The organism is Vibrio sp. B181a, assembly GCF_030248375.1.
GTDB lineage: Bacteria > Pseudomonadota > Gammaproteobacteria > Enterobacterales > Vibrionaceae > Vibrio > Vibrio campbellii.
The window spans coordinates 1-20,828 of record NZ_JAHGAD010000006.1 but is presented as its reverse complement, the minus strand read 5'-3'; the positions used below and the strand labels follow the sequence as shown (position 1 = coordinate 20,828).

21 protein-coding genes, 1 tRNA gene and 2 pseudogenes are annotated in these 20,828 nt (G+C 41.5%); 13 read left to right on the top strand and 11 right to left on the bottom strand.

Features of this window, described 5'->3' with window-relative positions; translation table 11 throughout:
• Positions 1-9 precede the first annotated feature (9 nt).
• The 6 genes from trbJ to KIO97_RS01765 all read right to left on the bottom strand — a co-directional run bounded on the left by trbJ (position 10) and on the right by KIO97_RS01765 (position 5,038).
• Positions 10-771: a P-type conjugative transfer protein TrbJ gene (trbJ, locus tag KIO97_RS01790; protein ID WP_061010366.1), complete on the bottom strand. Its 762-nt coding sequence runs from the start codon at positions 769-771 to the stop codon at positions 10-12.
• Complete coding sequence (locus KIO97_RS01785; protein WP_285380691.1) at positions 768-3,179, bottom strand: conjugal transfer protein TrbE; 2,412 nt, start codon at positions 3,177-3,179, stop codon at positions 768-770. Before KIO97_RS01785 ends, trbJ begins: the two co-directional genes overlap by 4 nt.
• 35 nt (positions 3,180-3,214) lie before the next feature.
• Positions 3,215-3,520, bottom strand: a complete 306-nt coding sequence (trbD, locus tag KIO97_RS01780; RefSeq protein ID WP_045417669.1) for a conjugal transfer protein TrbD — start codon at positions 3,518-3,520, stop codon at positions 3,215-3,217.
• Between the two features lie 11 nt (positions 3,521-3,531).
• On the bottom strand, positions 3,532-3,861 hold the full coding sequence (locus tag KIO97_RS01775) for a TrbC/VirB2 family protein (protein ID WP_045500167.1): 330 nt from the start codon (positions 3,859-3,861) through the stop codon (positions 3,532-3,534).
• A 172-nt stretch (positions 3,862-4,033) separates the two neighbouring features.
• Entirely contained in the window at positions 4,034-4,453 is a 420-nt protein-coding gene (locus KIO97_RS01770) for a hypothetical protein (protein ID WP_104038625.1), read from the bottom strand.
• A 405-nt stretch (positions 4,454-4,858) separates the two neighbouring features.
• Positions 4,859-5,038, bottom strand: coding sequence for a TraY domain-containing protein (locus KIO97_RS01765; RefSeq protein ID WP_104038624.1), 180 nt, complete (start codon positions 5,036-5,038; stop codon positions 4,859-4,861).
• 306 nt (positions 5,039-5,344) lie between these two features.
• Between KIO97_RS01765 and KIO97_RS01760 the strand changes: the two genes are divergently transcribed.
• On the top strand, positions 5,345-5,944 hold the full coding sequence (locus KIO97_RS01760) for a helix-turn-helix transcriptional regulator (RefSeq protein ID WP_258106085.1): 600 nt from the start codon (positions 5,345-5,347) through the stop codon (positions 5,942-5,944).
• Entirely contained in the window at positions 5,944-6,780 is an 837-nt protein-coding gene (locus KIO97_RS01755; RefSeq protein ID WP_104038233.1) for a queuosine precursor transporter, read from the top strand. The genes KIO97_RS01760 and KIO97_RS01755 overlap by 1 nt, the downstream gene beginning before the upstream one ends.
• Here KIO97_RS01755 and KIO97_RS01750 read toward each other — a convergent pair whose 3' ends face one another.
• A complete protein-coding gene (locus tag KIO97_RS01750; protein WP_285380680.1) occupies positions 6,781-7,557 on the bottom strand; it encodes a methyltransferase domain-containing protein in 777 nt (258 codons plus the stop codon).
• Between the two features lie 465 nt (positions 7,558-8,022).
• On the opposite strand from KIO97_RS01750, the gene KIO97_RS01745 reads away from it, so the two are divergent.
• Positions 8,023-8,925: a hypothetical protein gene (locus KIO97_RS01745; protein WP_285380678.1), complete on the top strand. Its 903-nt coding sequence runs from the start codon at positions 8,023-8,025 to the stop codon at positions 8,923-8,925.
• A gap of 746 nt (positions 8,926-9,671) precedes the next feature.
• Here KIO97_RS01745 and KIO97_RS01740 read toward each other — a convergent pair.
• Positions 9,672-10,610, bottom strand: coding sequence for an Rpn family recombination-promoting nuclease/putative transposase (locus KIO97_RS01740; protein ID WP_285380676.1), 939 nt, complete (start codon positions 10,608-10,610; stop codon positions 9,672-9,674).
• Positions 10,611-10,791: 181 nt separating this feature from the next.
• Between KIO97_RS01740 and KIO97_RS01735 the strand changes: the two genes are divergently transcribed.
• Together KIO97_RS01735 and KIO97_RS01730 are read left to right on the top strand one after the other, a co-directional pair.
• Positions 10,792-11,556: a ParA family protein gene (locus tag KIO97_RS01735; protein WP_285380674.1), complete on the top strand. Its 765-nt coding sequence runs from the start codon at positions 10,792-10,794 to the stop codon at positions 11,554-11,556.
• A gap of 54 nt (positions 11,557-11,610) precedes the next feature.
• Complete coding sequence (locus KIO97_RS01730) at positions 11,611-11,892, top strand: hypothetical protein (RefSeq protein WP_285380672.1); 282 nt, start codon at positions 11,611-11,613, stop codon at positions 11,890-11,892.
• Between the two features lie 916 nt (positions 11,893-12,808).
• On the opposite strand, the gene KIO97_RS01725 is transcribed toward KIO97_RS01730, so the two are convergent.
• Together KIO97_RS01725 and KIO97_RS01720 are read right to left on the bottom strand one after the other, a co-directional pair.
• The gene (locus KIO97_RS01725) at positions 12,809-13,390 is read right to left on the bottom strand and encodes a hypothetical protein (protein ID WP_285380670.1); all 582 of its coding nucleotides are present in this window, start codon (positions 13,388-13,390) and stop codon (positions 12,809-12,811) included.
• Positions 13,391-13,517: 127 nt separating this feature from the next.
• The gene (locus KIO97_RS01720; RefSeq protein ID WP_285380668.1) at positions 13,518-14,165 is read right to left on the bottom strand and encodes a recombinase family protein; all 648 of its coding nucleotides are present in this window, start codon (positions 14,163-14,165) and stop codon (positions 13,518-13,520) included.
• A gap of 231 nt (positions 14,166-14,396) precedes the next feature.
• On the opposite strand from KIO97_RS01720, the gene KIO97_RS01715 reads away from it, so the two are divergent.
• From KIO97_RS01715 to KIO97_RS01695, 5 genes are all read left to right on the top strand, one after another.
• The gene (locus KIO97_RS01715; RefSeq protein WP_285380665.1) at positions 14,397-14,831 is read left to right on the top strand and encodes a regulatory protein RecX; all 435 of its coding nucleotides are present in this window, start codon (positions 14,397-14,399) and stop codon (positions 14,829-14,831) included.
• 47 nt (positions 14,832-14,878) lie between these two features.
• Positions 14,879-14,950, top strand: a tRNA-Gly gene (locus KIO97_RS01710).
• 118 nt (positions 14,951-15,068) lie between these two features.
• Positions 15,069-16,268 (top strand): J domain-containing protein, encoded by a 1,200-nt coding sequence (locus KIO97_RS01705; RefSeq protein WP_285380663.1) that lies wholly within the window; start codon positions 15,069-15,071, stop codon positions 16,266-16,268.
• Positions 16,269-16,876: 608 nt separating this feature from the next.
• Positions 16,877-17,716, top strand: a complete 840-nt coding sequence (locus KIO97_RS01700; RefSeq protein WP_285380661.1) for an EcoRI family type II restriction endonuclease — start codon at positions 16,877-16,879, stop codon at positions 17,714-17,716.
• A gap of 24 nt (positions 17,717-17,740) precedes the next feature.
• Complete coding sequence (locus tag KIO97_RS01695) at positions 17,741-18,733, top strand: adenine-specific methyltransferase EcoRI family protein (protein WP_285380659.1); 993 nt, start codon at positions 17,741-17,743, stop codon at positions 18,731-18,733.
• Between the two features lie 222 nt (positions 18,734-18,955).
• Here KIO97_RS01695 and KIO97_RS01690 read toward each other — a convergent pair whose 3' ends face one another.
• Positions 18,956-19,549: a hypothetical protein gene (locus KIO97_RS01690; protein WP_285380657.1), complete on the bottom strand. Its 594-nt coding sequence runs from the start codon at positions 19,547-19,549 to the stop codon at positions 18,956-18,958.
• Between the two features lie 420 nt (positions 19,550-19,969).
• Between KIO97_RS01690 and KIO97_RS01685 the strand changes: the two genes are divergently transcribed.
• The 3 genes and pseudogenes from KIO97_RS01685 to KIO97_RS27020 form a co-directional block, all read left to right on the top strand.
• The gene (locus tag KIO97_RS01685; RefSeq protein WP_285350219.1) at positions 19,970-20,425 is read left to right on the top strand and encodes a hypothetical protein; all 456 of its coding nucleotides are present in this window, start codon (positions 19,970-19,972) and stop codon (positions 20,423-20,425) included.
• A gap of 17 nt (positions 20,426-20,442) precedes the next feature.
• A pseudogene (locus tag KIO97_RS27025) lies at positions 20,443-20,634 on the top strand (PAAR-like domain-containing protein); the annotation flags it as partial.
• A 48-nt stretch (positions 20,635-20,682) separates the two neighbouring features.
• Positions 20,683-20,828 (top strand): annotated as a pseudogene (locus tag KIO97_RS27020) (prolyl oligopeptidase family serine peptidase); the annotation flags it as partial.

The window sequence follows — 20,828 nt, the reverse complement described above, 5'->3', positions numbered from 1 at the left end:
CCTCTAGGCTCACCAGCTCATGCTCGGATGTTGCCATTCTTGTGACCAGTCTTTGCCGTCAGTGGGGTCTACATCGAGCGGTTGGGTGACCATTTTTTCTTGAGCGACACGCTGACGCTCGGTGGTGTCGGCCGTCGCCGCCATGTGCGTGGCTTGCATCTGGATTTGCGCTTGCATCAAGGTTTGCAGTTTTTGCAATTGCGTGGAGAGCTGAGCCAGCAGCTCGGCGTTGGCCTGGGCAATTTCCATGGCGCCATTGGCGCCTCTGACGTGCGACTGGATACTTGATAGCGTTTGGTGGTCGTCTATTTGATATTGACTCATTTGACTTGCCAGCGCTAAGGCGCTTTGAGCGGTGTCGCGCAGCGCATCGCCTTGCTGCTTATAGGACTCCACCGAGTTCATCGATTCAATGGATTGGCTCTCGTAGCCGTCGATGCCAATAAACAGGTGGTTCCAGCGCTCAGTGACGTCGCCCATGGCGTACGAAATCGACTGACCGCGGGCAGCAATGGTGTTGAGGTTGCGCAGCTGCGATTGCACGTCCCCCCACTCTAGATTTTTTAGGTTTTCGAGGTTTTGAATTTGGTATTCCAAATTTTTTAACGAGTTAATGGTTTGCTGAACTTGCTCCACATAAGACTGGGCTTGGCTCATGTTCGATTGCGCCATTTGCATTACATTGGCGCAGTTTGAACAAAAGAACGCGTGGGTTTTTACTGGCAAGGTCGCAGCGCTGAGTAACGTTAAAGTGAGGGTAAGCGTTTTCATGTGTCCTCCAAAATGTGCTTTTGTTTGAGGTGGTGCAAATACCAGTTTTCCCCATGTGCGCTGACGAGTTCGCGAATGCCTGCGACGTCTTTTTTGTCCGAGACGCCCACAAACGCCAGCGCCAGTTTATCGAGCGACAATTCCACTAAACGCCCTCCGACCGGTTGGCTGATGTAGTAATCTCGCTTACGAATGGCGTGCGTGAGGAGTTCGATTTGTTTGTCATTGAGGCCAAACTGATGGTAGACATCGGCAAACTGCGGCGCTTTATCGTTTGGCAAGAAAATTTGAGTCGGGCAGGATTCGACCAGGGCGTCGAGTATTCCGGATTTGATGGCATCGGTGAGTGATTGTGTGGCCAGCAACACAAGGCAGTTGGCTTTGCGCAGCTCTTTTAACCACTCATACAACATGTCGCGAAAGACAGGATGTTTGAAGGCTACCCATCCCTCATCAATCACAATAAAACTGGGGTTGCCGTCGAGACGGCGCTCAATACATCGAAAGAGATAAACGAGCACCGGCACTAAATCGCGCTCACCTCGGATCATCAGTTGGTTCATCTCAAACACCGTAAAATCCGACAGCGACAAGGTACTGGTTTCCGCATCAAGTAAATCCCCGGCGCGCCCTTCGATGGTGTAATACTTCAATGCCTCCTTGATGCGAACATCTTGAACCTGAGCATGAAGCTCCGAAAGCGATTGGCGCTGGGAGCCTTTCATGTCGCTGAGCGCTTTAAAGATGGCGCTGCGCATGTCACTGGTGACGGTTTCCCCTTGCAGCACCACCAATTTTTCAACGTAGTCGCAGCACCACTCAAAATCCGAATCCAGATCGGACAAAGGCGCGAACGCAGGCTGTTCACGCGAGCCACTGGCGCCGATATCGAGATGAAGCCCACTGAGCTGACTCAACGCGTACATGGAGTATTTTTTATCAAAGGCAAAAATCCGCGCCCCTTGATAACGCATCATTTGCGCAACCAGCATGGCCAAAAAGGTGGACTTACCGGCCCCAGTCGGACCAAACATCAAGGTGTGGCCCACGTCGCTGACGTGTAAGTTGAGCCGAAAGGGCGTGTTGCCAGCCGCGGTGCAGACCATCAGTGGCGGTGAGTTTTCAGGGTAAAAGGGACAAGGACAGGTGGCTTCGCCCGTCCAAATGTTAGCCGTTGGCAGTAAATGGCACAGGTTTAACGTACTCAATAAAGGGCGTCGGATGTTGTGCAAGCTGTCGCTTGGCAGCGTGCCAAGAAACGCTTCGGTGGCGTTCACTGTTTCGACTCGGCACGCTAAGCCAAGCGTATTATTGAGAATGTTCACCACGTACTCGCTCATTTCACTGAGCACATCAAGGTCTTGGTGGCGCAAGATAAAGGTCGAGGTGTACTGCCCATAATTGACGCGACCCGCGGAGAGGTCGGTTTGCGCTTGCTTGTACTGCGCGACCATCTCTAGCGCATCCTCATCCACTTTCGGATCGGGATTTTTGAGCAGCTTATCTCTGAAAGACACCACCTTTTGGTCCCATTTTTTGCGCTCTTTTTCCAGCAACGCGTGCGCTTCATTGGTATCAAAAAAAACAAAACGGGTGTTCCAACGAAACTCGACGTTCATCAAACTTAAATGGTGCAGCATGTTCGGGTGGCTGAAGTCAGGAAAACCATCAATGCTGATCACACTGGTATAGTGCTCACCGATTTTTGGCTGAAATCCTGGCCAGCACTCCACGCCCCCAATGTGGCTATCGACAGGAAGCGGGGTATAGGCGGCAGCAATGGGGTGCCAAACGCCAGTCAGTGCAAAGCGAAGATAGGCCAGCATCTCATCGAACGCGTGGGCTTGTTTCTCTTGTAACCCTAAGCGGGTCAATGAAGAAAACACGCCAGAAAGACGGCCCTGAATGTCGGCCATTTTGTCTTTAAACAGCGTCAGGTTGCGTTCGGCCATGCTCGTGCGCTTGGCGCTGCCATGGTCGAACAGTAAATCGGTCACTTTAGAAAGGCGTTTTGATGTGGGGCGCCACGTAATAAAAATGGCGCTTCGCGTAGCAAACTTATCCCCTTGTGATTCAAAAAAAAGGCGTCTTGAGTCGTCCATCATCTGCATGACTGGGTGCTGAAAATGGGACTGCTCTGGCGCGGGGTAGGAGGTGGCGAGCTCTCGATTGGTATCGACGTGCACCATGTAACCGGTGCCTAATGAGGATAACGCTTGGTTTAAGCGGCTCATCATGGCGTTGCGCTCCATGTTGGTGGCGGTATCGACATCCATACCAGAGAACAGCCAACCTGCGGTAAATGAGCCATCTTTGCCGAGTAATATGCCGTCATCCACCAAGGCGGCCCAGTTCAATAAATCAGGCAGCCCTTTGGCTTGCTCACGATAGGTTTTCATAGACAACATAGACATGTCCTGTATCGGAAACGAAAAAGCGCACATTAGCGTGCGCTTTTTTGGTTGGGTTTATGTAGGTATTTGACGCTGTGCGCGGGGTAATAACGTTGATAGCGGGCGTAACGTTTATACACCTTGGTTAAGATGGGGTCGCTTTTCGCCATGGCTCTTGCAATAACCAGCATCGAGAACAGCACGATGACGCCAAGCGCGGCGGTATAGAGGTTTTGAAGGACCATCAAGACCAAGGCCAGTAACATCGACACCATGACAATCTCGCGCTCGCCTCCCATCACAAGGTGCGCACGGTTAAACGCGTAAATGGGGGTGAGCTGTAATTCATCGTCCATTGAGCGCTCCTTTAAGCAATGAGCGCTCCAGAGACGCCGAACAGCATCGTCAGCAAGTTAACGGCCCCCACAATGATTGACACAATCAGTGCAATCATCATGATTTTTTGCACAAAACCGTCCATCTCCCCACCAAACACGAGCGTGAGGCCCGCGACTACAATGCCAAGCACTGAGCCACCAAAAGCAACCGGCCCCGTGATGGAGTCCACGATTTTAGAGAGTGGGTCTTCCCAGGGGAGACCGGTGCTTGAGGCGTGGGCGCTGAGCGAGCACGCTAGGGTGAAAGACGCGACGGCGAGTTGTTTGCCGCGGCGTTGGATGTTTTTAAATAAAGACATAGGTTGGGTTCTCCAAATTGAAATAACGCTGCACTCAAGCAACAGGCTTACACGCAGATGGGGGGAAAGCGACGGCTTTCTAACTGGTTTAAAGTAAGAGGTTGAGTTAGCAAGGGGCTCTGACGATAGTGCATTTTTTCGGCCTGATGGTTGGCAGAAAAGAGCGGCAATATCAGAAGAAGGATTGTTCGTAGGCTTTTAAAATGTGTTTCGGTTTAATAAAGCGTGTCCAACTTTGCTCAGAAAGTGCGGTCATCTTGTCTTTTTGCCTGCGGCGCTTGAGGTTGCGCTTTCGCTCGTGGCTTAAACCCTGTTGCTGGCGGCCACACGCGTCGAAGTATGGGGTTAACATTGTTTTTTTTGAAGGACGCGGCCGAAGCATCACGGAATGGATGGCAAAGCCTTCAAACTCCGCGTGAGGTATTGGCGCGGTAATGGGGGTTGGAGCATCAATTAAAGCGGCAAACAACGTGTGCTTCGCTGTCCCTCTGTAGACTTTGACTGCCTTAATGTGCGTATGAGCATCGATGGGTTGGCCGACCAACTGATGTGGATCAGCGCAGTGAGATTTTGCAAAGAGAATACTGAGCATGGTAGTGCCTCCTGTCGAGTTTTCCGATACGTTCTCTGTGAAAACGCATCGGAAACGAGCACGTTGCTGTGCTCGCACCACGCAATGGGCTTGTGAGTGTTGCGTACAAACTCGCTGTGCTAATCAGTCCTTGCCAGAACTGACCTACTTGACATACTCCCGACCCTGACAGTATCGGCCAGCGCCTGCCCTAATCTCTTTTCAGATGGCGCTCACATGCTCGTTATTTTTTTAGGTTACTTTAAGGTCTTCCCAAGCCCGCGAAGCCACGTCCTTTGACCACATCTTGTATCCTGCTTGCCCCTCGCAGCCCACGATAGGTCGAGCAGGAAAATTTACTTAATTGAATGAACTAGGCTAAGTGACACCTAGAGTCTGAAAGGCGAGCCTTGCACCACGGTGTGGTTACGGACGCCAATCAGGAAAGCGCAGTAAGTGATCTTCTAAACGAAGTTTTGCTTCCGCTTTCTTTGTTCGCTCTGCTTTCTTGGCTGAGCGTTCTAACACCTGATTGGGTTGAAAAGCCACCTTAAAGGCTATCCCTGTATCAGGTCTTGTGTTAATAGGTTTGAGTTCCGAACTCATATTGACCTCATGAAATAGTGTGGGGCGAAGCCATCGGGTAAAGAAAATACAGATAGTTACCAGCTATCTGTATTTGATGAAAATAACAAACACAAGCAAGATGTGTCAACAAAGTTAACATGTTTCTTGTTGGTGGGTTGATAATGTTTATCTTTCAATGGGTTGGGAGTAAATGAAAGTGACCAAAATGCAATGTTGTGTAATAATAGCTATGTAAAAAAGTTTATTTTTGTGAGTTTCATCATGACATTCTACATGTGAAATTTAGTGAGTATAAGAGTAAGATGTTCCGCGTGAGGGAGTTGGATGCTATTTAAAAAACAAACCCTGACGACTCTAGGGAGTCGAGTAAAAATGGCAATCCATGCAAGGGGAAAAACACCAGCAGATATTGAGCGTGAAACAGGTGTCGCGAAAAGTTATATCTCTAGGGTAATCAACAATAAAATATCGAACCCCAAAAAATTCATAAAGACAATATCTGCTCACCTATTAATTTCAGAGCGTTGGCTAATTGAAGGAACAGGCTCTATAGATATTGATCCTGATAGTACGATTAAAATATATGATGTAGTAGAACAAGAATATGATGGTGCGTTAGTTGTTCACGAAAGGTATGAAAATGTTATGGAAGGTCTCCAAGCTTGGAAAGGTTTTGACTGCTCTCCGTACACAAAGGATTCAATAATAATAACTACAAAGAAGTTTGATAACGTAAATGGAGACTATTTAATTAAGAAAGCCGATAAATTTTATATTGCCTTACGAGTTAACGATGAATACTTTGCAAGATGGTTTTATCGACATGATGTAAAAGAAGTCAATAATATAAGAGAGTATAAAATTATAGGAATGATTGTTTTAAACATTATAAGTAACAATTATAAGAGTATAGAGTTTATATAATGAAGTTAAGCATATACAAAATAGATAAAAATAAAATTGAATATTCAGATGAAAGAGGAAAGGAATTTAAATCATCTCTTCAGTTCATAGTTGAAAGTCAAATGATAGAATATTTTGAAAATGAAGATAAGTTAAAGCTCTGCTCTCTATACAAAGATAATTATGAGTCAGACCTAGTTATAGAAACTGGGCTGTGGGGAGGGATGTCAATATATAAAGTGAACAATATGGCATATTTAAGCATATTAAGATGTATGTTCTATATGTGCATGATAATGTCGGTACTCTTGGCTCCTAGAGAGGTTGAAATACTAGGAATGAATCAGCCAGGAGGAATTGTATTTTTCTGCCTTTCATTTCTTTTTATTGATACAATATGTCAATCATATGGGTATTATTCTGCAAGGAAAACTTTATGGATCAATGCATTGCTGATGTTTTCTTCAGGTGCCCTGATTTACGTATCATCAAATTTACCGGCGATATCGAATGACGAACATTACCAAAAAGTCGTTTTTGGAGGAATGGTAAAACTCTGCTTTATAAATGGTATTTGTTCACTAATCGCAGACCAAATTAATGCTTTGGTATTCAGAAGAATAAAGTATATAACAAGAAATAAGGCACTATGGCTAAGATCTATATTTTCTACTATAATTAGTCAGTTTTTCTTTACTATATTATGGATATCATTTTTTAAGTATGAGAAATTATTGGATATAGATACTTACTTATTCATTGTTTCTAATTTTCAAATAAAAGTGATATTTTCAGTTGCTTTAATTCCAATGCTTTATTTTACTACCAATTATTTATCAAAAAGAATTAAGTTTTGATTAAAATTGTTTTAAAATAGCAAAAAATCGAGGCATGTTGATAGTGACTCTTTTATTGTAATAATTTGAGGCAAACTTGAGTAATTTGTCGTAGAAATCCTGAGGAAGTAAAATAGAAAAATTTTCTTCACTAGAGTATGCCTTTATAGCACCAGACTTAAAAATTTTAATAAAGTCAGAATTATCTACGTTGTATGAGAAGGTTTTACTATAGATTTTTTCGGTGTTGAGGTTTGCATTGTTAAATAACTCAACATACTCATCAAGTGTTTCTAAATGAAGGCAAGGGAAAGAAAAGTGATTTTTTAGTTCAGGGTAATTTTCATCAAAAAAATCATCAATCATCAGTGTTATTTCCGGACACCAATTTTGGCGAAACGGAGCTTGTACATAGAATCGACCATTGTCAGATAAATGTGCTTGTATATTAGATAGAGATGTTTTGATATTTTTAAACCACTGTAGCGATGAGTTGGAAATGATGACATCAAACTTTTTTTTGAAAGAAATATTTTCAATATTGTAGTTTTTATAATTAATCTTTGTTGATTTATGAAGGGAAACTGCTTCCTTGAACATTTCAAAAGATTTATCAATTGCAATCATTTCTAGAGGACTTGTTTTCTTGTAGAAAAGTTCAGATACTTTCCCTGAGCCGCAACCAACATCAAGAACGTAAGATGAATTAACAGGAAGAAGCTCTACTAACTCTAACGCTGCGTCATGTTGAACAAGTCCGTTTTGATAGTAGTCTTTTACATATGTTGAATCTTTCATCATTACTCCTTGATTCGAAATCAGTTAGATATGCTACATTATTTTTTGGTAAACGTATTGAAATTTTAATAAACCTATCTTAAAATGCTCGAAGAGACTGGAGTAAAGTGCATTACATAGCACGCTACTACATAGTTTTCTATGTAGTGTATTTTTCGGTTTTAGAGTGTGTTAGGGGTGGTACCCTAATGTAAAGCATTCGCAAATAAAAGCACCTTCCAACTGGGGTGCTTTTTTTGTATCTAAAGTAAGTTGTTGATCTTTGCAGATCATTCTTCTATAGTAAAGCTGCTTGTTTGGATTTACCACCCAAACATATCAAAATCAGTTGGAATCAAAATATGAAATTATCTATTTTCCCGCACTCTAGGTGCGATGTATCACAGTACGCCCTCAGTCCAAGCAACCATAATGCAAATGATCTTGATTCATTTATTCAATGCTTGAGTTCTGTGGGGGTGTACTATGCCGTCCTCTGAGCATTACACTCCTTCTCAAACACTTTCAGAGCTTGCACAAGAAGCGCAAGAGCATATTCGTGCTCAACGAAAGAAGACGAGCGCTGCGTATCGAGCTGCACGGAAAGCGCGTGTTGAAGAATGTATTGATATCCACCACGCTGCCATTGAAGCGGAAAAAGCACGTCTGGAAGCCAAAGGTAAGCCAAACCCGAACTATCAAGTCGGGTTTACTAAACGCCGTGTGTTACGTGACAAAGAAAATCCAAGGGTGGTAGATCTTCCGACTGAGTTTGCAATGATCCTAAAAGCGTGTGAGGAATTTATCGATAACCCTAGACGCTTTCCTGAATTGTATACGTGGGTGCCTGAAATGAATAATCGTCAGGCGCGTGAACTCGTCGCGAGGGTACTCGCTTGTCTTTTGGTTAACACTGATATTATCAGTGGCCGTGTCGGTGAACCCTCACCACAAGGTATGAAACCATTAAGTTATCACCAGTTTCATGAAGATCATGCTTTGCGGTTTGGTAAGTACATTGCGCCGAAATCCTTTAATAAGGCCATTAGTTACCTTAAACGAGCGGGTTACTACAACTCCGAGTCCATTAACATCCCTATTGGTGATGTTGAGGGCACTGTTCGTGGTGCTCCTGCGTATAAGCAATTCTCTGAAGTGTTCTTCAATGATCTGAAAGTGGTTCGTTACAGAAACATTGCTGAATCCATTATCGAGACTCGTAAGCGTCAAATTAAAAATGGGCTTCGTCATGCCTGGATTAGTTTTAGAGACATGGCAAACGGCGTTGTACAACGCTATTTGAATGCAAATAAGTTTGAGCTCGTAGCTGAATCAAATTTGCGGGTATTCGAGGCTTATAGTCCCCAGGTCTCCCTCAATCCACACTAACTCTTATCAATGAATCCGCGCAAGCGGAGGGTTCAGCACGTCTATACAAGGTTGAATGTGATCTAAGTCATGGTTTTGTGCTGGTGTTCACCCCATTTCTATCGTTGTTACCACCCACAGTGAACGCAAATGGTCGATTTTTCCCTAAAAAATAGTATTCACAGAAAAGATACCTATAGAATACCACTGTTAATTTTACCTGTAAAAGGTCCTCTAGAGACATACCGTTCTTATGAGAATAAATATGTAAACTACGTATATGGAATAAATATAAGAATAAATATTTAAAAAAAAGCTATCGCTTCGCTCAAAGGAACCTCCCATCAAAAGCAATTAACATCACAGTACAATTCAGAATAAACAAATGCTTTTGACGGGCCCCAACAGCCAGCTTTAATTACCTACGACAAAACAAGACCCAATATCTAGCTGGCTGCGCTGAACATTTCTTTTGTCATACGACAGGAAACTATAGAGCATATACGTATGATTCCGTGAAAAATCTTACTCGCTACGCTCGCGCATTCTAGCAAGGCGAAGGGCGATTTTTGTACCGGAATCACTGCGAATAAAAGAAAGCTTTTGAGAGCTCGGGCAAGACGTTTCTTACTCACTTCGTGAGCGCGTTCTAGTATTCGTCGCACAGCGACTCATGAAATGAATGGTTACGGCGTCACAATTTGCGGTTAAAAAAATGGCGAAATGTCATTAACACTTCGCCATTATGTCGGAATGAAACTAAATCATTAGTTGATGAGTTTTGAGATCTCATCTTCAGTAAGTTCTGTCGTTTGGGCGACTAAGGCAATATCAATGCCTGCTGAAAGCATTTTCTTTGCTATTGCTAGTTGGGTTTCTTGACTACCTTGTTTGCGACCTAATTTTTCGCCTTCTTGTCTACCTTGCTGTAAACCTTGTTCGCGGCCACGCGCTTCTAATTGTTCTGCTACTGTCATGAACCGTTCCTCATGCTCTGGCACTTGCTTCGCTAAAGTTCGCATTAAATCTTCCAGATTTGATGTTTCCCCTACTCTAAGCAAATACTCCACTAAACTATCTAACTGTTTGCTGGTTATTAAACGCTCTAATAACAGTGTAACCAGTGTGTCTGTAAAATCCAACAAATCTCTTTGTCGTACATGTTTCTGTACCAGCTCTAACAAGGCCACTCGTTTATGTCGAATGATGTCATCATCCGGTATCACGGTGACATCCACCAAAGGGAAAGATTGACCATAAAGCAACTGAGCTATCTCTGGTTTTTCAAATTCATCCAACCAATTCGTGCTGTATGGGTAAGGTGACGTTTTACCGTGATAAAACAACAGTGGTACGACTAAAGGTAACTTCTCATTTCCTGCATCAAGGTGTTGTTGCATCGCGGCAATAGCGTACCGCATCAATCGAAAGCCCATGTGCTTGTCTGGGCTGCTTTGATGCTCTATTAAAGCGTACACATACCCTACTCCACTGTCCGTCTCCATTGAGTACAGCACATCGGAATAATACGGCACTAATTCATCTTCTAAAAATGAACCTGATTGAAGCTGGAGCGTATCGAGGTTGCAGATTTGTTTGATGTGTCCTGGTAAGTGAATATCGAGAAAGTCTCTCGCTGTCTCTGGTACGGTCAGGAACGTCTTAAACAATCCATCATGTATTGACGTTGGTGTCTTCATTTCCATTAACCTGTTTTAATTTTCCGCATTATATCAAATCTATTTCAGAAACATTGGTTTCCTGTTCACTTCCGATAATTAATCATTATTTTCCGATTTAATGTAATACTTTTAGTATTACTTTCTTGCTTTGAAAGGTTTCTTATGGCAACCTCTAGTAATACTAAATGTATTACTAGAGGTGTTTATGTCAAAAGTTATAGCCTTGTTGAATCAGAAAGGAGGGGTAGGGAAAACAACTACCGCCATCAACTTGTCTGATATCTTGGCAAATCAAGGATTTAATGTTCTTGGGATTGATCTTGACCCACAGGGAAATTTTTCGAAAGTGATTTCTGGAGGGGAAGTTCGGTTTCAAAAAAATGTAATGCAACTGTTCTTAAAAGATAGCAGTGTTGATATTTCTCAATTAGTTATAACGTCTGAGTGTAATGATAACTTTTCTTACATCCCGACAGATATTCGTTTGAGTAGAGTGATTGAATCCGGCTTAACTCTTAGTTTTCGAGAACACCGTTTAAGTAAACATCTCGAAAAAGTTAAGGATCAATATGACTTCATCGTCTTGGATTGTCCCCCTAACTTATCGTTAACTACAACAAACGCTATTGTTGCTGCTGATTTATTTTTGATGCCTGTTAATAGCGGTGTTTTTGCGTTGGATGGTCTTGAGGATCTTTTAGATGCGTTGAACGAGGTTGGTCAAGGTGCAGAGCTTAATTATTATGTTTTTCGGAATGAAGTTGCGGTAAAGAATAAAAAAATCAACTCTGCGATTGATGAAGACCTGTTAGATATTGCAAGCAGTCGAGTTCTAAAGACATCTATTCGAAGGTGTGAAGATATTGGACAGGCTTCTTTTATGTCGCTCCCACTAAGCAAATATAAGAAAGGTTCTGTTGCTATTAATGACTACAGAGCCTTAGTTAAAGAAATTTTAGAATTAATGTAATACTAATAGTATTACATTAATTGTGGAGGGTAATACTAATAGTATTACATCGCTATGGATTTAAGTAATCGAAAGAAACGAGGCAACCGAGAAAAGGTTGCAGAGCCAATAACGACTATTACTAATGTAAGTAAAAAGCAAGCAAAGCAAAGTGCACCTACATGTTATCGCTTTAATGATTATGATAAGGCTGAAATTGCTTTAGCTGTTGCTAATGCAAAGAGTTTGGTTACTACGAAAGTTACTCCGGCAAAATTGCTTCGTGCTTTAGTTCGTTTGAACAACGCTGGCTCTATTAACCAAGAAGATCTAGCTAAAATGATTGATTCTTTGTAATACTTTTTGTATTACAAAGGTGGAGTTTAAAAGCCTCCTAGTACTGTTTGGAAGACGGAGACTAGGAGGCTAACACTAAAACCCTAGGAGGGAATTTCAATGCAAGTGAATTGTAGCATTAACCACACCCTAAACCAAAACGCTACTGATGATGAACTCAGGTTACTCGCCAGTCTCATTGAGCGCGATTTTTTCCAACCAGCTCAGCGAACCGTCGTTGAGTCCTTCGTCTCTCGCAAAAGTATTGAGAACTATCTAAGTACTCATGCGAATCTGGAAGGGGAGGGAGGTGGATATTTCTAAGCGTTGTTTGAAAAACACCTTACGGGATGTCGTTCTGTTGGGCGTATTATGGATGTGATGTTAAATAAGTGACTGCTAATAAATAAGGCTTGCTATAAAGCAAGCCTTTCTAGTACTGACACAACTACTCTTTAGACCCACTCACCCCACAAAGCGTAGTTGCCAAACCACGGGTTAACTCTGCCTCAGCACTCTTCGCATAACACATCAAAGTTTTCTCTGCGTCACTCGAGCCTGAACAAAGTTTTATTGCTAGAAAACGAGGAATTTCTTCATCGATAAGAGAGGCTCCCAGATAACATGTCGCGGGCTCTTTCGTCCAAGCTCCTGAACAAAGTTCAGTTGCCAAGCCAATTGGGATGCCTTTATCTACTTCAGATACATCTGACAGACAGTTATAGGGGTCATATGCAATAGCCGAACTGCTAATTAGCGCTCCCAAAATATAAAGAATTCTCACTACTTAAAGCCTCAAAAAATTAACCCTCAATATTGTACGGTATTTGTATGAGGCCTCATAGCCTTAAGCTTTCTTACGGGCTTTTATTGAGCGGAGCCGTATGCAGGGTGGTGTGGGGCTGGAGGCTAGATATCTCCGGCTACCCGATATGAACTATTCACGCACAAAGCTCGCAATTAGCTTGGTTATATTATCTTTGGTGTAATCAAGCCCTGCTTCTGCAAATGTATCCAAAGACATTTCTTTAAATGACGGTTCTATATCCCTTAATTTTTTTATTGCATCAGGATCAAATGCTAGCAACTCTCGTACAAGCCTAGCAGCCTCAATATATGAATCTCGATTGGTAAATTTGGAATAATCGGTTATTCCATAGTTGGCAGATAGGTAATTTTCTGAATACATAGTTGCTAACCCCTCCTCTATTACTGGAGCGCCCCTTTCACCACTAGGAGCAAGAAGATGTACAACTTCATGTGCAAGCTGATAATGAGCTAATACTTCATCATTAATAGCATTTGTATTTAGTTGGATAGCTACATTGCCGCAATTGCCAGGAAACCAATTTTGAGGTCCATTTTCTTCAAATTCTAGCCCTACAAATGTCCACGACTTATCACGCTCACCATACAAATCCTCAACTTCAGTTAACATAGTCCCCAAACGGCTAGCTAAAGTCCATGTGTAACCATCTTTGCTTGGTAATTCTTGAGTTATAAAATGTTTTTCGAGCACTCGAAATCTCCTTTTAGTTCTAACGCTTTTTATAGGGAGTCCACGCCCGGAACCGCCGTTTTTTCTGATTTGATAAAAATCAGTGTCCGATAGACCACTGTTAAACGGACACACTTACTAAGTAATATCAATTGGTTACGAAGCCTTTTTGAAAGTTAGACGGCGCGTCTACGGTTAATTTCTTTACTGCCGCAATCGTTGAACGACTGCATCCCAATAGTTCTTGTATTTGCGACCAGCTCTTGCCCTCTGTAAGTAAAAGCTGGATGTTTTCTCTCAGTTTTAAGTCTGGCTTTCGACCCTGGTATTTTCCTAATGCTTTGGCTTTTTCTATCCCTTGAGCTTGGCGTTTTCGCCGAGTCTCATAGTCGTCTCTGGCCATCGCTGCGGCTAAGTCGATCATAAACTCTGTTAGCACTCGTGAAATCATGGATGTTTGTTGATCGCTATGGCTGAGAACAGCGTGTGTCATCGGTTGATCGAGTACAACAATGTTAATACCGGCTTCTACTAACTTTTGTTTGAGTTCCTTCCATTGTTCAAAGGGGAGGCGAGATAGGCGATCTACTTTTTCGATGAGTAAAACATCACCTCGATGCGAATCTTCAATTAAACGTTCTAATTCAGCTCTTTCTAATTTAGCTCCTGATAATTGTTCAGTGTAAAAACTGGCAATACGTAAGTTGTGTTCGTGAACAAAAGCTTGCAGTTCATTTTTTGCTCGATCGGCATCTTGGTCTGTGGTGGAGGCGCGTAAATAGGCTCTTATAAACATGGTTGCTTATCGCCGGTTCGATTTGAGTATGGTGTTTGATTTTGGTGTGCATAGGGTTATAAATCAATAGTTATCGAACCAAATTACAGTGTCTTTTTAATGGTTCGCATAAGGTATACTCAATTCGAATTGAGAGTGTTTAAATATATATGTTTATATAGACAGTATTGCAAAACGGAGTGCTTATGTATTGTTTAATGCAGTCTTTTTCATTTGCGTTGGTTACTAAACATGTCTCAAGAGCGGTTGTATGATTTTGCAGTAGGGCTACTGGCAAAGCGAGATTACTCATCAGGCGAAATGCGCCGCCATCTTTCTCGCCAAAACAATAACGACGAAATTGTTGATCGAGTGATGGAACGCCTGTTATCTCATCATTACCTTGATGATGCGCGATTGGCGGAAAAAGAGATATCAAAACAGTTGAGGAAGCTTCATGGGATGTCGCGTATTAAGCAGGAATTGCGACAGAAGGGGCTTGACCCACTCATGATTGAACAAGTTCTTGAAGATACCGATGTAGATTGGTTTGAACTTTGTTTTAAAGCGAAAGAGAAGAAGTTTGGCGATGGTCTACCTCAAGAGCAAAATGAGAAGGCGAAGATGATCCGTTATCTTCAGTACAGAGGGCATTCACTGTCTGTAATTTTAGAGTGTATAAGTTAACTCTTCTCGATATTTCACTGGTTTTCAAAGAGAATAAAATACCGCTTGCGTACATCGTATAATGGCTATTACCTCAGCCTTCCAAGCTGATGATGCGGGTTCGATCCCCGCTAAACTCAACGGCTCTTGTTGAGCGCACCTAGGGTAAGACATAAACAATCGAAAATTCCATAGACACTACTTATTACGATTTGTAAAAGGTAAACTGTTACTAACTTCCTTAACCGTTTTATGACTATGAATACTGTGACCGTATCTTCTTTAACAACTCTCTCCGATTCGAAAAAGAAAAAGAGTAAACTCAATCAACTGTGGGAGGAGGTAGAAAGAAAACAACGCCGTAACGAGCGATATCAGGCCAAGTTAGACAGTTTTTATCTCGAGTTTAAAGCGAATGCTGAGCCACAAGAGCAAGCGGTTTGTTTAGCGACAGAAAAGTGGATACATCATTTAATTTCCTTTACTCAACGTAAAACGATTAAAGGTGCACAACGTGAAGCACTGTATGATTGGATACTAGAAGAATTGAGTATTTTAGAAGCCAACCCATTTAACCCGATCAATACCGATGAACTGCGCCACGCCCTTGATGAAGCGTTGATGTCCGATGTTACCAATCAACCGACTACGGACTCGATGACTGAAGAGCAACTTAATGAGCTTCGAGAAGATATTTCTATGATGCTCGGTGATGATATCAACATTAGTAACGAACAGCTGTTGGAGATGGTTGAGGATCCTCGTAAGTTTCACGACTATCTGCAAGCACTAATGGCTGAAAAAGTCGAAAAAGAGTCGTCAGAAGAGGACGATGGTATTGATTGGGGAGCTGATAACTTTTTTTCTCAGGACAATGAGCCAGTAAACTCTAAGTCGCCTTATAACGAAAACAGTCAAGCGCTATACAGTGATAAGCAAATGACAAAACTTTATCGCCAGCTAGCAAAGCAGTTGCATCCAGATAGAGAAACGGATGAGAAAAAGAAGATTGAAAAAAGCGCTTTAATGCAACAGTTATCACAAGCGAAGAAAGATAAAGATGTCGTAGCGTTACTGTTAATGGCTCAGCAATACTTACCAGATCACGAGATGATAATGGATAGTGACATGATTGAGCGCTTACAAGCGACGCTCGAAGAAAAACTTCGGCACTTGAATCTGACGTATCAAGAGCTCCAACATGGTCATGACCTAAAAAGCATTATTTGGCAAAAGTTTGGTGGGAGCAACAAAGCCAGACGGGAAGAAGGCTTAAAACAGTATCGAGCAACATTAGAAAGAGAAACGATAGAGTTACATGAAAAATGCCAAGATGTAAAAACTGTTAAGCAGTTGCAGGTGTATTTAAAGGAAAAAGTTAAAGCTTCGCGCTTTGAAAATCAGCTTTTAAGTATGGCTTCATCCGAGTTATTTTCCTTTGAAGATGATTGGTTTTAGTTTGTTTTCAATCTAGTCGCTCTCATAGAACATTAGAGTCTAAGGTTTCAACATATTTCCCATACAAGTTGGAACCTGAGCAATTATCTGGCTGGCTAATCTCTGCCCCAAAATCATTTAGATTAAATACTCTATTCCATTGAAAGGGCGTGCGTTTAGCCGATTATAACTTATTCGATTGGGTGGGCTGCTGTTCGTTCTCGTCATTAGGTGACATCTTGCAGACTGGCTCACTCTTAAAGCGGTGAACAGCGCTTCATACGACTTCACGAAACACGCCTAAAAACAAGTTGCAAGTGACTCCTGAGCGCAGGTATTGCCAGTTGGGCAACCATGTGGCTCGGCTGGGATAAGCTACAGGATATGCTCAGTGGCTACTATTTGAGCAAAGAAACTGCGTCATTGCTGAATTATTAGACCGAGATCTGATCAAGAGACAGGTTGATATGTAGTTATGTAATTGAAACTCATAGTATAAATTAAATGTAAATACGGCCGTGCATTAAATGAACTTTGTTGATTAGCTGGTTTGTGATAAAGTCACCTTAAAACTAAATATAAAAAACATATAGAATCTGCGTATTTTTAATTTAATTAAAGTTTAATATATGTCAAAGAAAAATCAGTCAAAAAGATTAACGGAACAACACAAGGTATCACAAGGTGTTGTTGGTATTTTTGGTAGTGATGCAAAGTCGCATGATCTGAAAGTGGGTGAAATATCTCAAGAGGTTATTAAACTTCTTGAGAATAAATACCCTTATTTATCTTTTAGATATAGAAATAGTATTACGAAACAAGAGATAAATTCCTATCTTAACAGTGTCGATAGTGAACTTGGTTGTACACTGTTTGTTCCAAATTCTAGTATTAAACCTGATGGTGGAGTGATAGAGGTAAAGGATGATGATGACAAATGGAGAATAATTTTAGTCTCTGAAGCAAAACATCAAGGTAAAGATATTGAGAATATCAAACAAGGAAAACTTGTGGGTTCAAAAAACAATCAGGACTTGATGGCTGCTGGAAATGCGATAGAAAGATCCCATAAGAACATATCTGAAATAGCCAACTTTATGTTATTAGAATCGCACTTTCCATACGTATTATTTTTGGAAGGTTCAAACTTTCTAACAGAAACTCTAAAAATAGAAAGACCTGATGGTAGGGTTGTAACGCTTGAGTATAACTCTGGAATGCTAAATCGTCTAGATAGACTAACTTCAGCAAACTACGGAATGTCTATTAATGAAAACTTGTGTAAAAACAAGTTTGTTAAGCATAAAGATAAAAATATTATGCTTCAAGCTGCATCTATATATACACAAGGTGATGGAACGAAGTGGGCTTCAGAGAATATGTTTAATGTTATGTTTGAAGTGGCTGAAACATCTTTGAAAGAACTAGGACGAGATTTATTTGATCAGCTTAGTCAAAAAAATCAATAATTAACTCTTAATAGATTATATATAATGTCGAGAAAAGCAACAAATAAATTATTGCAAAAAGCAAAAAAGTCTAAAAGCGATGAATTTTATACTCAACTCTGTGATATAGATAGTGAGTTAAAACATTATAAATCACATTTCAAAGATAAGGTTGTGTATTGTAATTGTGATGACCATAAGATCAGCAACTTCTTTAAGTATTTCTATGATAATTTTGAATCACTTGGAATTAAAAGATTAATCGCTTCGTGTTATAAAGACCAGGATGATACTCTTCTAAACAAGAATGGAGAAAAAGGTTTTTTTATTGACTATCGTGGAGATAAATCTAACTTTTCACCTCAAGATTTTTCGTATTTTGATGGGGATGGTGACTTCCGAAGTACAGAAAGTATTGAGCTACTTGAACAAGCCGATATCGTTGTGACAAATCCGCCATTTTCTTTATTCAGAGAGTATATTGATCAATTGGTTACTCATGACAAAAAGTTTTTGGTTATTGGAAATGTAAACTCAATAACGTACAAAGAAATCTTTAAATTGATTCAAGAAGACAAGGTTTGGCTTGGTGTTAACCTCGGTCGTGGGGTTTCAGGATTCATTGTACCTGAGCATTACGACCTTTATGGAACAGAAGCTAGAGTTGATGAGGAAGGTAACAGAATTGTATCACCTAACAATTGCCTGTGGCTAACCAATTTAGATTTGTTAAAGCGTCATGAAGATATACCACTTACAAAAAAATATTATGGCAATGAAAGTGAATATCCAGCCTATGACAACTATGATGGAATCAATGTTAACAAAACTAAAGATATACCATTAGATTACACTGGTGCGATGGGAGTACCAATTACTTTCCTGCATAAATATAACCCAGAGCAGTTTGAAATTATAAAATTTAGAAAAGGTGATGATAACAAAGACTTATCGATAAATGGTAAGCCACCATATTTTAGAATACTAGTAAAAAATAAAAGATTAAAAATGAATGAACAGATGAGTTTGTTTAACTAATATTATCAATCTGATCTAAATTAGCTTGGTCATAGTAAAAATAGGAATTTCTGGGAGTCAATATGAGTCACGATAGGGCAACCAGATCTTCGTTTGATAAGTTAGGATTATCAAACGTTGATGCATTAGAGCTTTTACTCTGTCTTACTTTTGTCCAGAACCTTCATCGGCTAAGTTTTTTACCCTTGTGTGCGGTCAATAATCTATAACACTGAGCGTCAATTAGCTGAGTTTATAACTAGCCATCTTTCGAGACGTACCAGTAAAATTGTCAGAGACCTCGAAGCGCGTCATATTGATGTTGATATGTGGTTCTGCCTTTTTCAGACGCGATATGTCGCTGGCAATACGCTTACAGTTGAGAAATAACAGGCCATCCAGTGGCGTAATGATCTCACCAGCTTTTAGGCAATCGATGAGTGATGGAGAGGATAATGGCCTGGTTAGGCCATTGACGTAACGCGTGGCCAAAAAATGATTGGTGTAGTGGATTTCTTTTGGTAGCATTTGCTCACTTTTTGCATACACGATGCCGCTTTGTCTGCCGTTGATAACGCGATGCTCTTTATAGACTTTTACTTCTTCACCGATGGCCGCCATGGCTTGGGGAGCTCGAGTGATGAGCAAACGAAACGGCAGATCTTCACTGGTGATGTAATCGACAAGGTTAAACGCCAGCCTCGCTCGCGCCATTTCACCAAGAAACTCATCACGGCAAATTTGTATCACTTGTTGCCATTGCAGGGTCAACTGAGCACTTTCTTTATCGCTTTTGACTTTCATATGTTGAATATCATAGTGAATTTTTGCTGTCATCGGGGATCTTAACCTCAAGATATTTTTTCGAATGATTGCTTAATAGTCTGTTTTTAATAACATCAAAACAGTTATCAACAAAATTTGGGTATAAGCTGTGTGAAGAGGGCGAAACTTTAAATGGTTTTGTAGCTGCATTTATCCCGTTCACTTTAACTGCTGTGACTGAGAAAGAGCGTGAGCCCCCTGATGTGTTGGTAGGTCAATTAGATCATAGTCACACTTTTGCCTTTTCTGACATTTTTAGTGTTCGAACGCAATCACTAGGGTATTCGTCTTATTGCCTGGCTCATAGGTTGTCATGACCAGTCAAGCAGACAGATTGCCTGCATTTTCATCCGTACTCGTCAATAAACACTGAGGCTATCTTCCTCATTTCATTGTTAAAATCCTGCGTTATTTTCTGACAGGAATAGGATAATGCTTGATTCTAACCCCTCATCATCCCCCGTAGAACTCTACTCTCGAACAGGGTGGATCAATGAAGTTCATCCCGATAATCGTCATGTCAAAGTCGATTTTGAGGGAAATCCGCTTAACCAACCGGTATGGGCAGTGCTCGGTCGTTTGTTTACGAAGGCAGACTTACAGCTTGCGATAGATCACCGTCTGGATTGCCGCATTGAGTTCGTGGCAGGAGATATCTACACGCCGATGTTAACCAATATTTATTCTTCACTTTTGGATGAAGAGCTTATCGTACTGCGCGCGAAAAAGGTAATCATAGACGGGGAGGAATGTGTTGAACTCGGGTCTGGTGAGGCTAAGACCTCTATGATTGCGAAAAGTGGTACGGTTAAAACCACCGCCCAAAACATCAATACATCGGCAGATAAGCTACAAAAAATTCAAGCGACCAAAGTGCGTTTAAACTGATTGAAAAGGAAAAAATTATGGCATCAACCATCGGCGCTAATGGGCTGAGTATTGTACATAAAGGCTCAGGCGGTGAAGCGAATGCGTCTGTGCCGGACGTCTGTTTGACCAAAGTCGGAAAGCCTGTTGTTCCTATTCCGTACGGCAACAGCGCTAAATCTGCCGATTTGGTGGACGGTTCAACCAGTGTTACAGCCGATGGTGGCAATAGTATTGCCTTGCAAGGCAGTAAGTTCTCAAAAAGTACAGGTGATGCCGCTGGTACTCAACAACAAAAGCAAAACGTGTTTGATGACTTTATTGCCGCAGCGGAATACTTGATTGAGCACGACTACACCAGCTCAGAGCGTCTTGCGATTCGTGGCGGCTCAAATGGCGGCTTGTCGGTCGGTGCGTGTATGAC

Excerpts from the sequence above, each read along its gene's own strand:
- trbJ (WP_061010366.1), bottom strand. The coding sequence starts at position 771 with ATGAAAACGCTTACCCTCACTTTAACGTTACTCAGCGCTGCGACCTTG.
- KIO97_RS01785 (WP_285380691.1), bottom strand. The coding sequence starts at position 3,179 with ATGTTGTCTATGAAAACCTATCGTGAGCAAGCCAAAGGGCTGCCTGAT.
- trbD (WP_045417669.1), bottom strand. The coding sequence starts at position 3,520 with ATGGACGATGAATTACAGCTCACCCCCATTTACGCGTTTAACCGTGCG.
- KIO97_RS01775 (WP_045500167.1), bottom strand. The coding sequence starts at position 3,861 with ATGTCTTTATTTAAAAACATCCAACGCCGCGGCAAACAACTCGCCGTC.
- KIO97_RS01770 (WP_104038625.1), bottom strand. The coding sequence starts at position 4,453 with ATGCTCAGTATTCTCTTTGCAAAATCTCACTGCGCTGATCCACATCAG.
- KIO97_RS01765 (WP_104038624.1), bottom strand. The coding sequence starts at position 5,038 with ATGAGTTCGGAACTCAAACCTATTAACACAAGACCTGATACAGGGATA.
- KIO97_RS01760 (WP_258106085.1), top strand. The coding sequence starts at position 5,345 with ATGCTATTTAAAAAACAAACCCTGACGACTCTAGGGAGTCGAGTAAAA.
- KIO97_RS01755 (WP_104038233.1), top strand. The coding sequence starts at position 5,944 with ATGAAGTTAAGCATATACAAAATAGATAAAAATAAAATTGAATATTCA.
- KIO97_RS01750 (WP_285380680.1), bottom strand. The coding sequence starts at position 7,557 with ATGAAAGATTCAACATATGTAAAAGACTACTATCAAAACGGACTTGTT.
- KIO97_RS01745 (WP_285380678.1), top strand. The coding sequence starts at position 8,023 with ATGCCGTCCTCTGAGCATTACACTCCTTCTCAAACACTTTCAGAGCTT.
- KIO97_RS01740 (WP_285380676.1), bottom strand. The coding sequence starts at position 10,610 with ATGGAAATGAAGACACCAACGTCAATACATGATGGATTGTTTAAGACG.
- KIO97_RS01735 (WP_285380674.1), top strand. The coding sequence starts at position 10,792 with ATGTCAAAAGTTATAGCCTTGTTGAATCAGAAAGGAGGGGTAGGGAAA.
- KIO97_RS01730 (WP_285380672.1), top strand. The coding sequence starts at position 11,611 with ATGGATTTAAGTAATCGAAAGAAACGAGGCAACCGAGAAAAGGTTGCA.
- KIO97_RS01720 (WP_285380668.1), bottom strand. The coding sequence starts at position 14,165 with ATGTTTATAAGAGCCTATTTACGCGCCTCCACCACAGACCAAGATGCC.
- KIO97_RS01715 (WP_285380665.1), top strand. The coding sequence starts at position 14,397 with ATGTCTCAAGAGCGGTTGTATGATTTTGCAGTAGGGCTACTGGCAAAG.
- KIO97_RS01705 (WP_285380663.1), top strand. The coding sequence starts at position 15,069 with ATGAATACTGTGACCGTATCTTCTTTAACAACTCTCTCCGATTCGAAA.
- KIO97_RS01700 (WP_285380661.1), top strand. The coding sequence starts at position 16,877 with ATGTCAAAGAAAAATCAGTCAAAAAGATTAACGGAACAACACAAGGTA.
- KIO97_RS01695 (WP_285380659.1), top strand. The coding sequence starts at position 17,741 with ATGTCGAGAAAAGCAACAAATAAATTATTGCAAAAAGCAAAAAAGTCT.
- KIO97_RS01690 (WP_285380657.1), bottom strand. The coding sequence starts at position 19,549 with ATGACAGCAAAAATTCACTATGATATTCAACATATGAAAGTCAAAAGC.
- KIO97_RS01685 (WP_285350219.1), top strand. The coding sequence starts at position 19,970 with ATGCTTGATTCTAACCCCTCATCATCCCCCGTAGAACTCTACTCTCGA.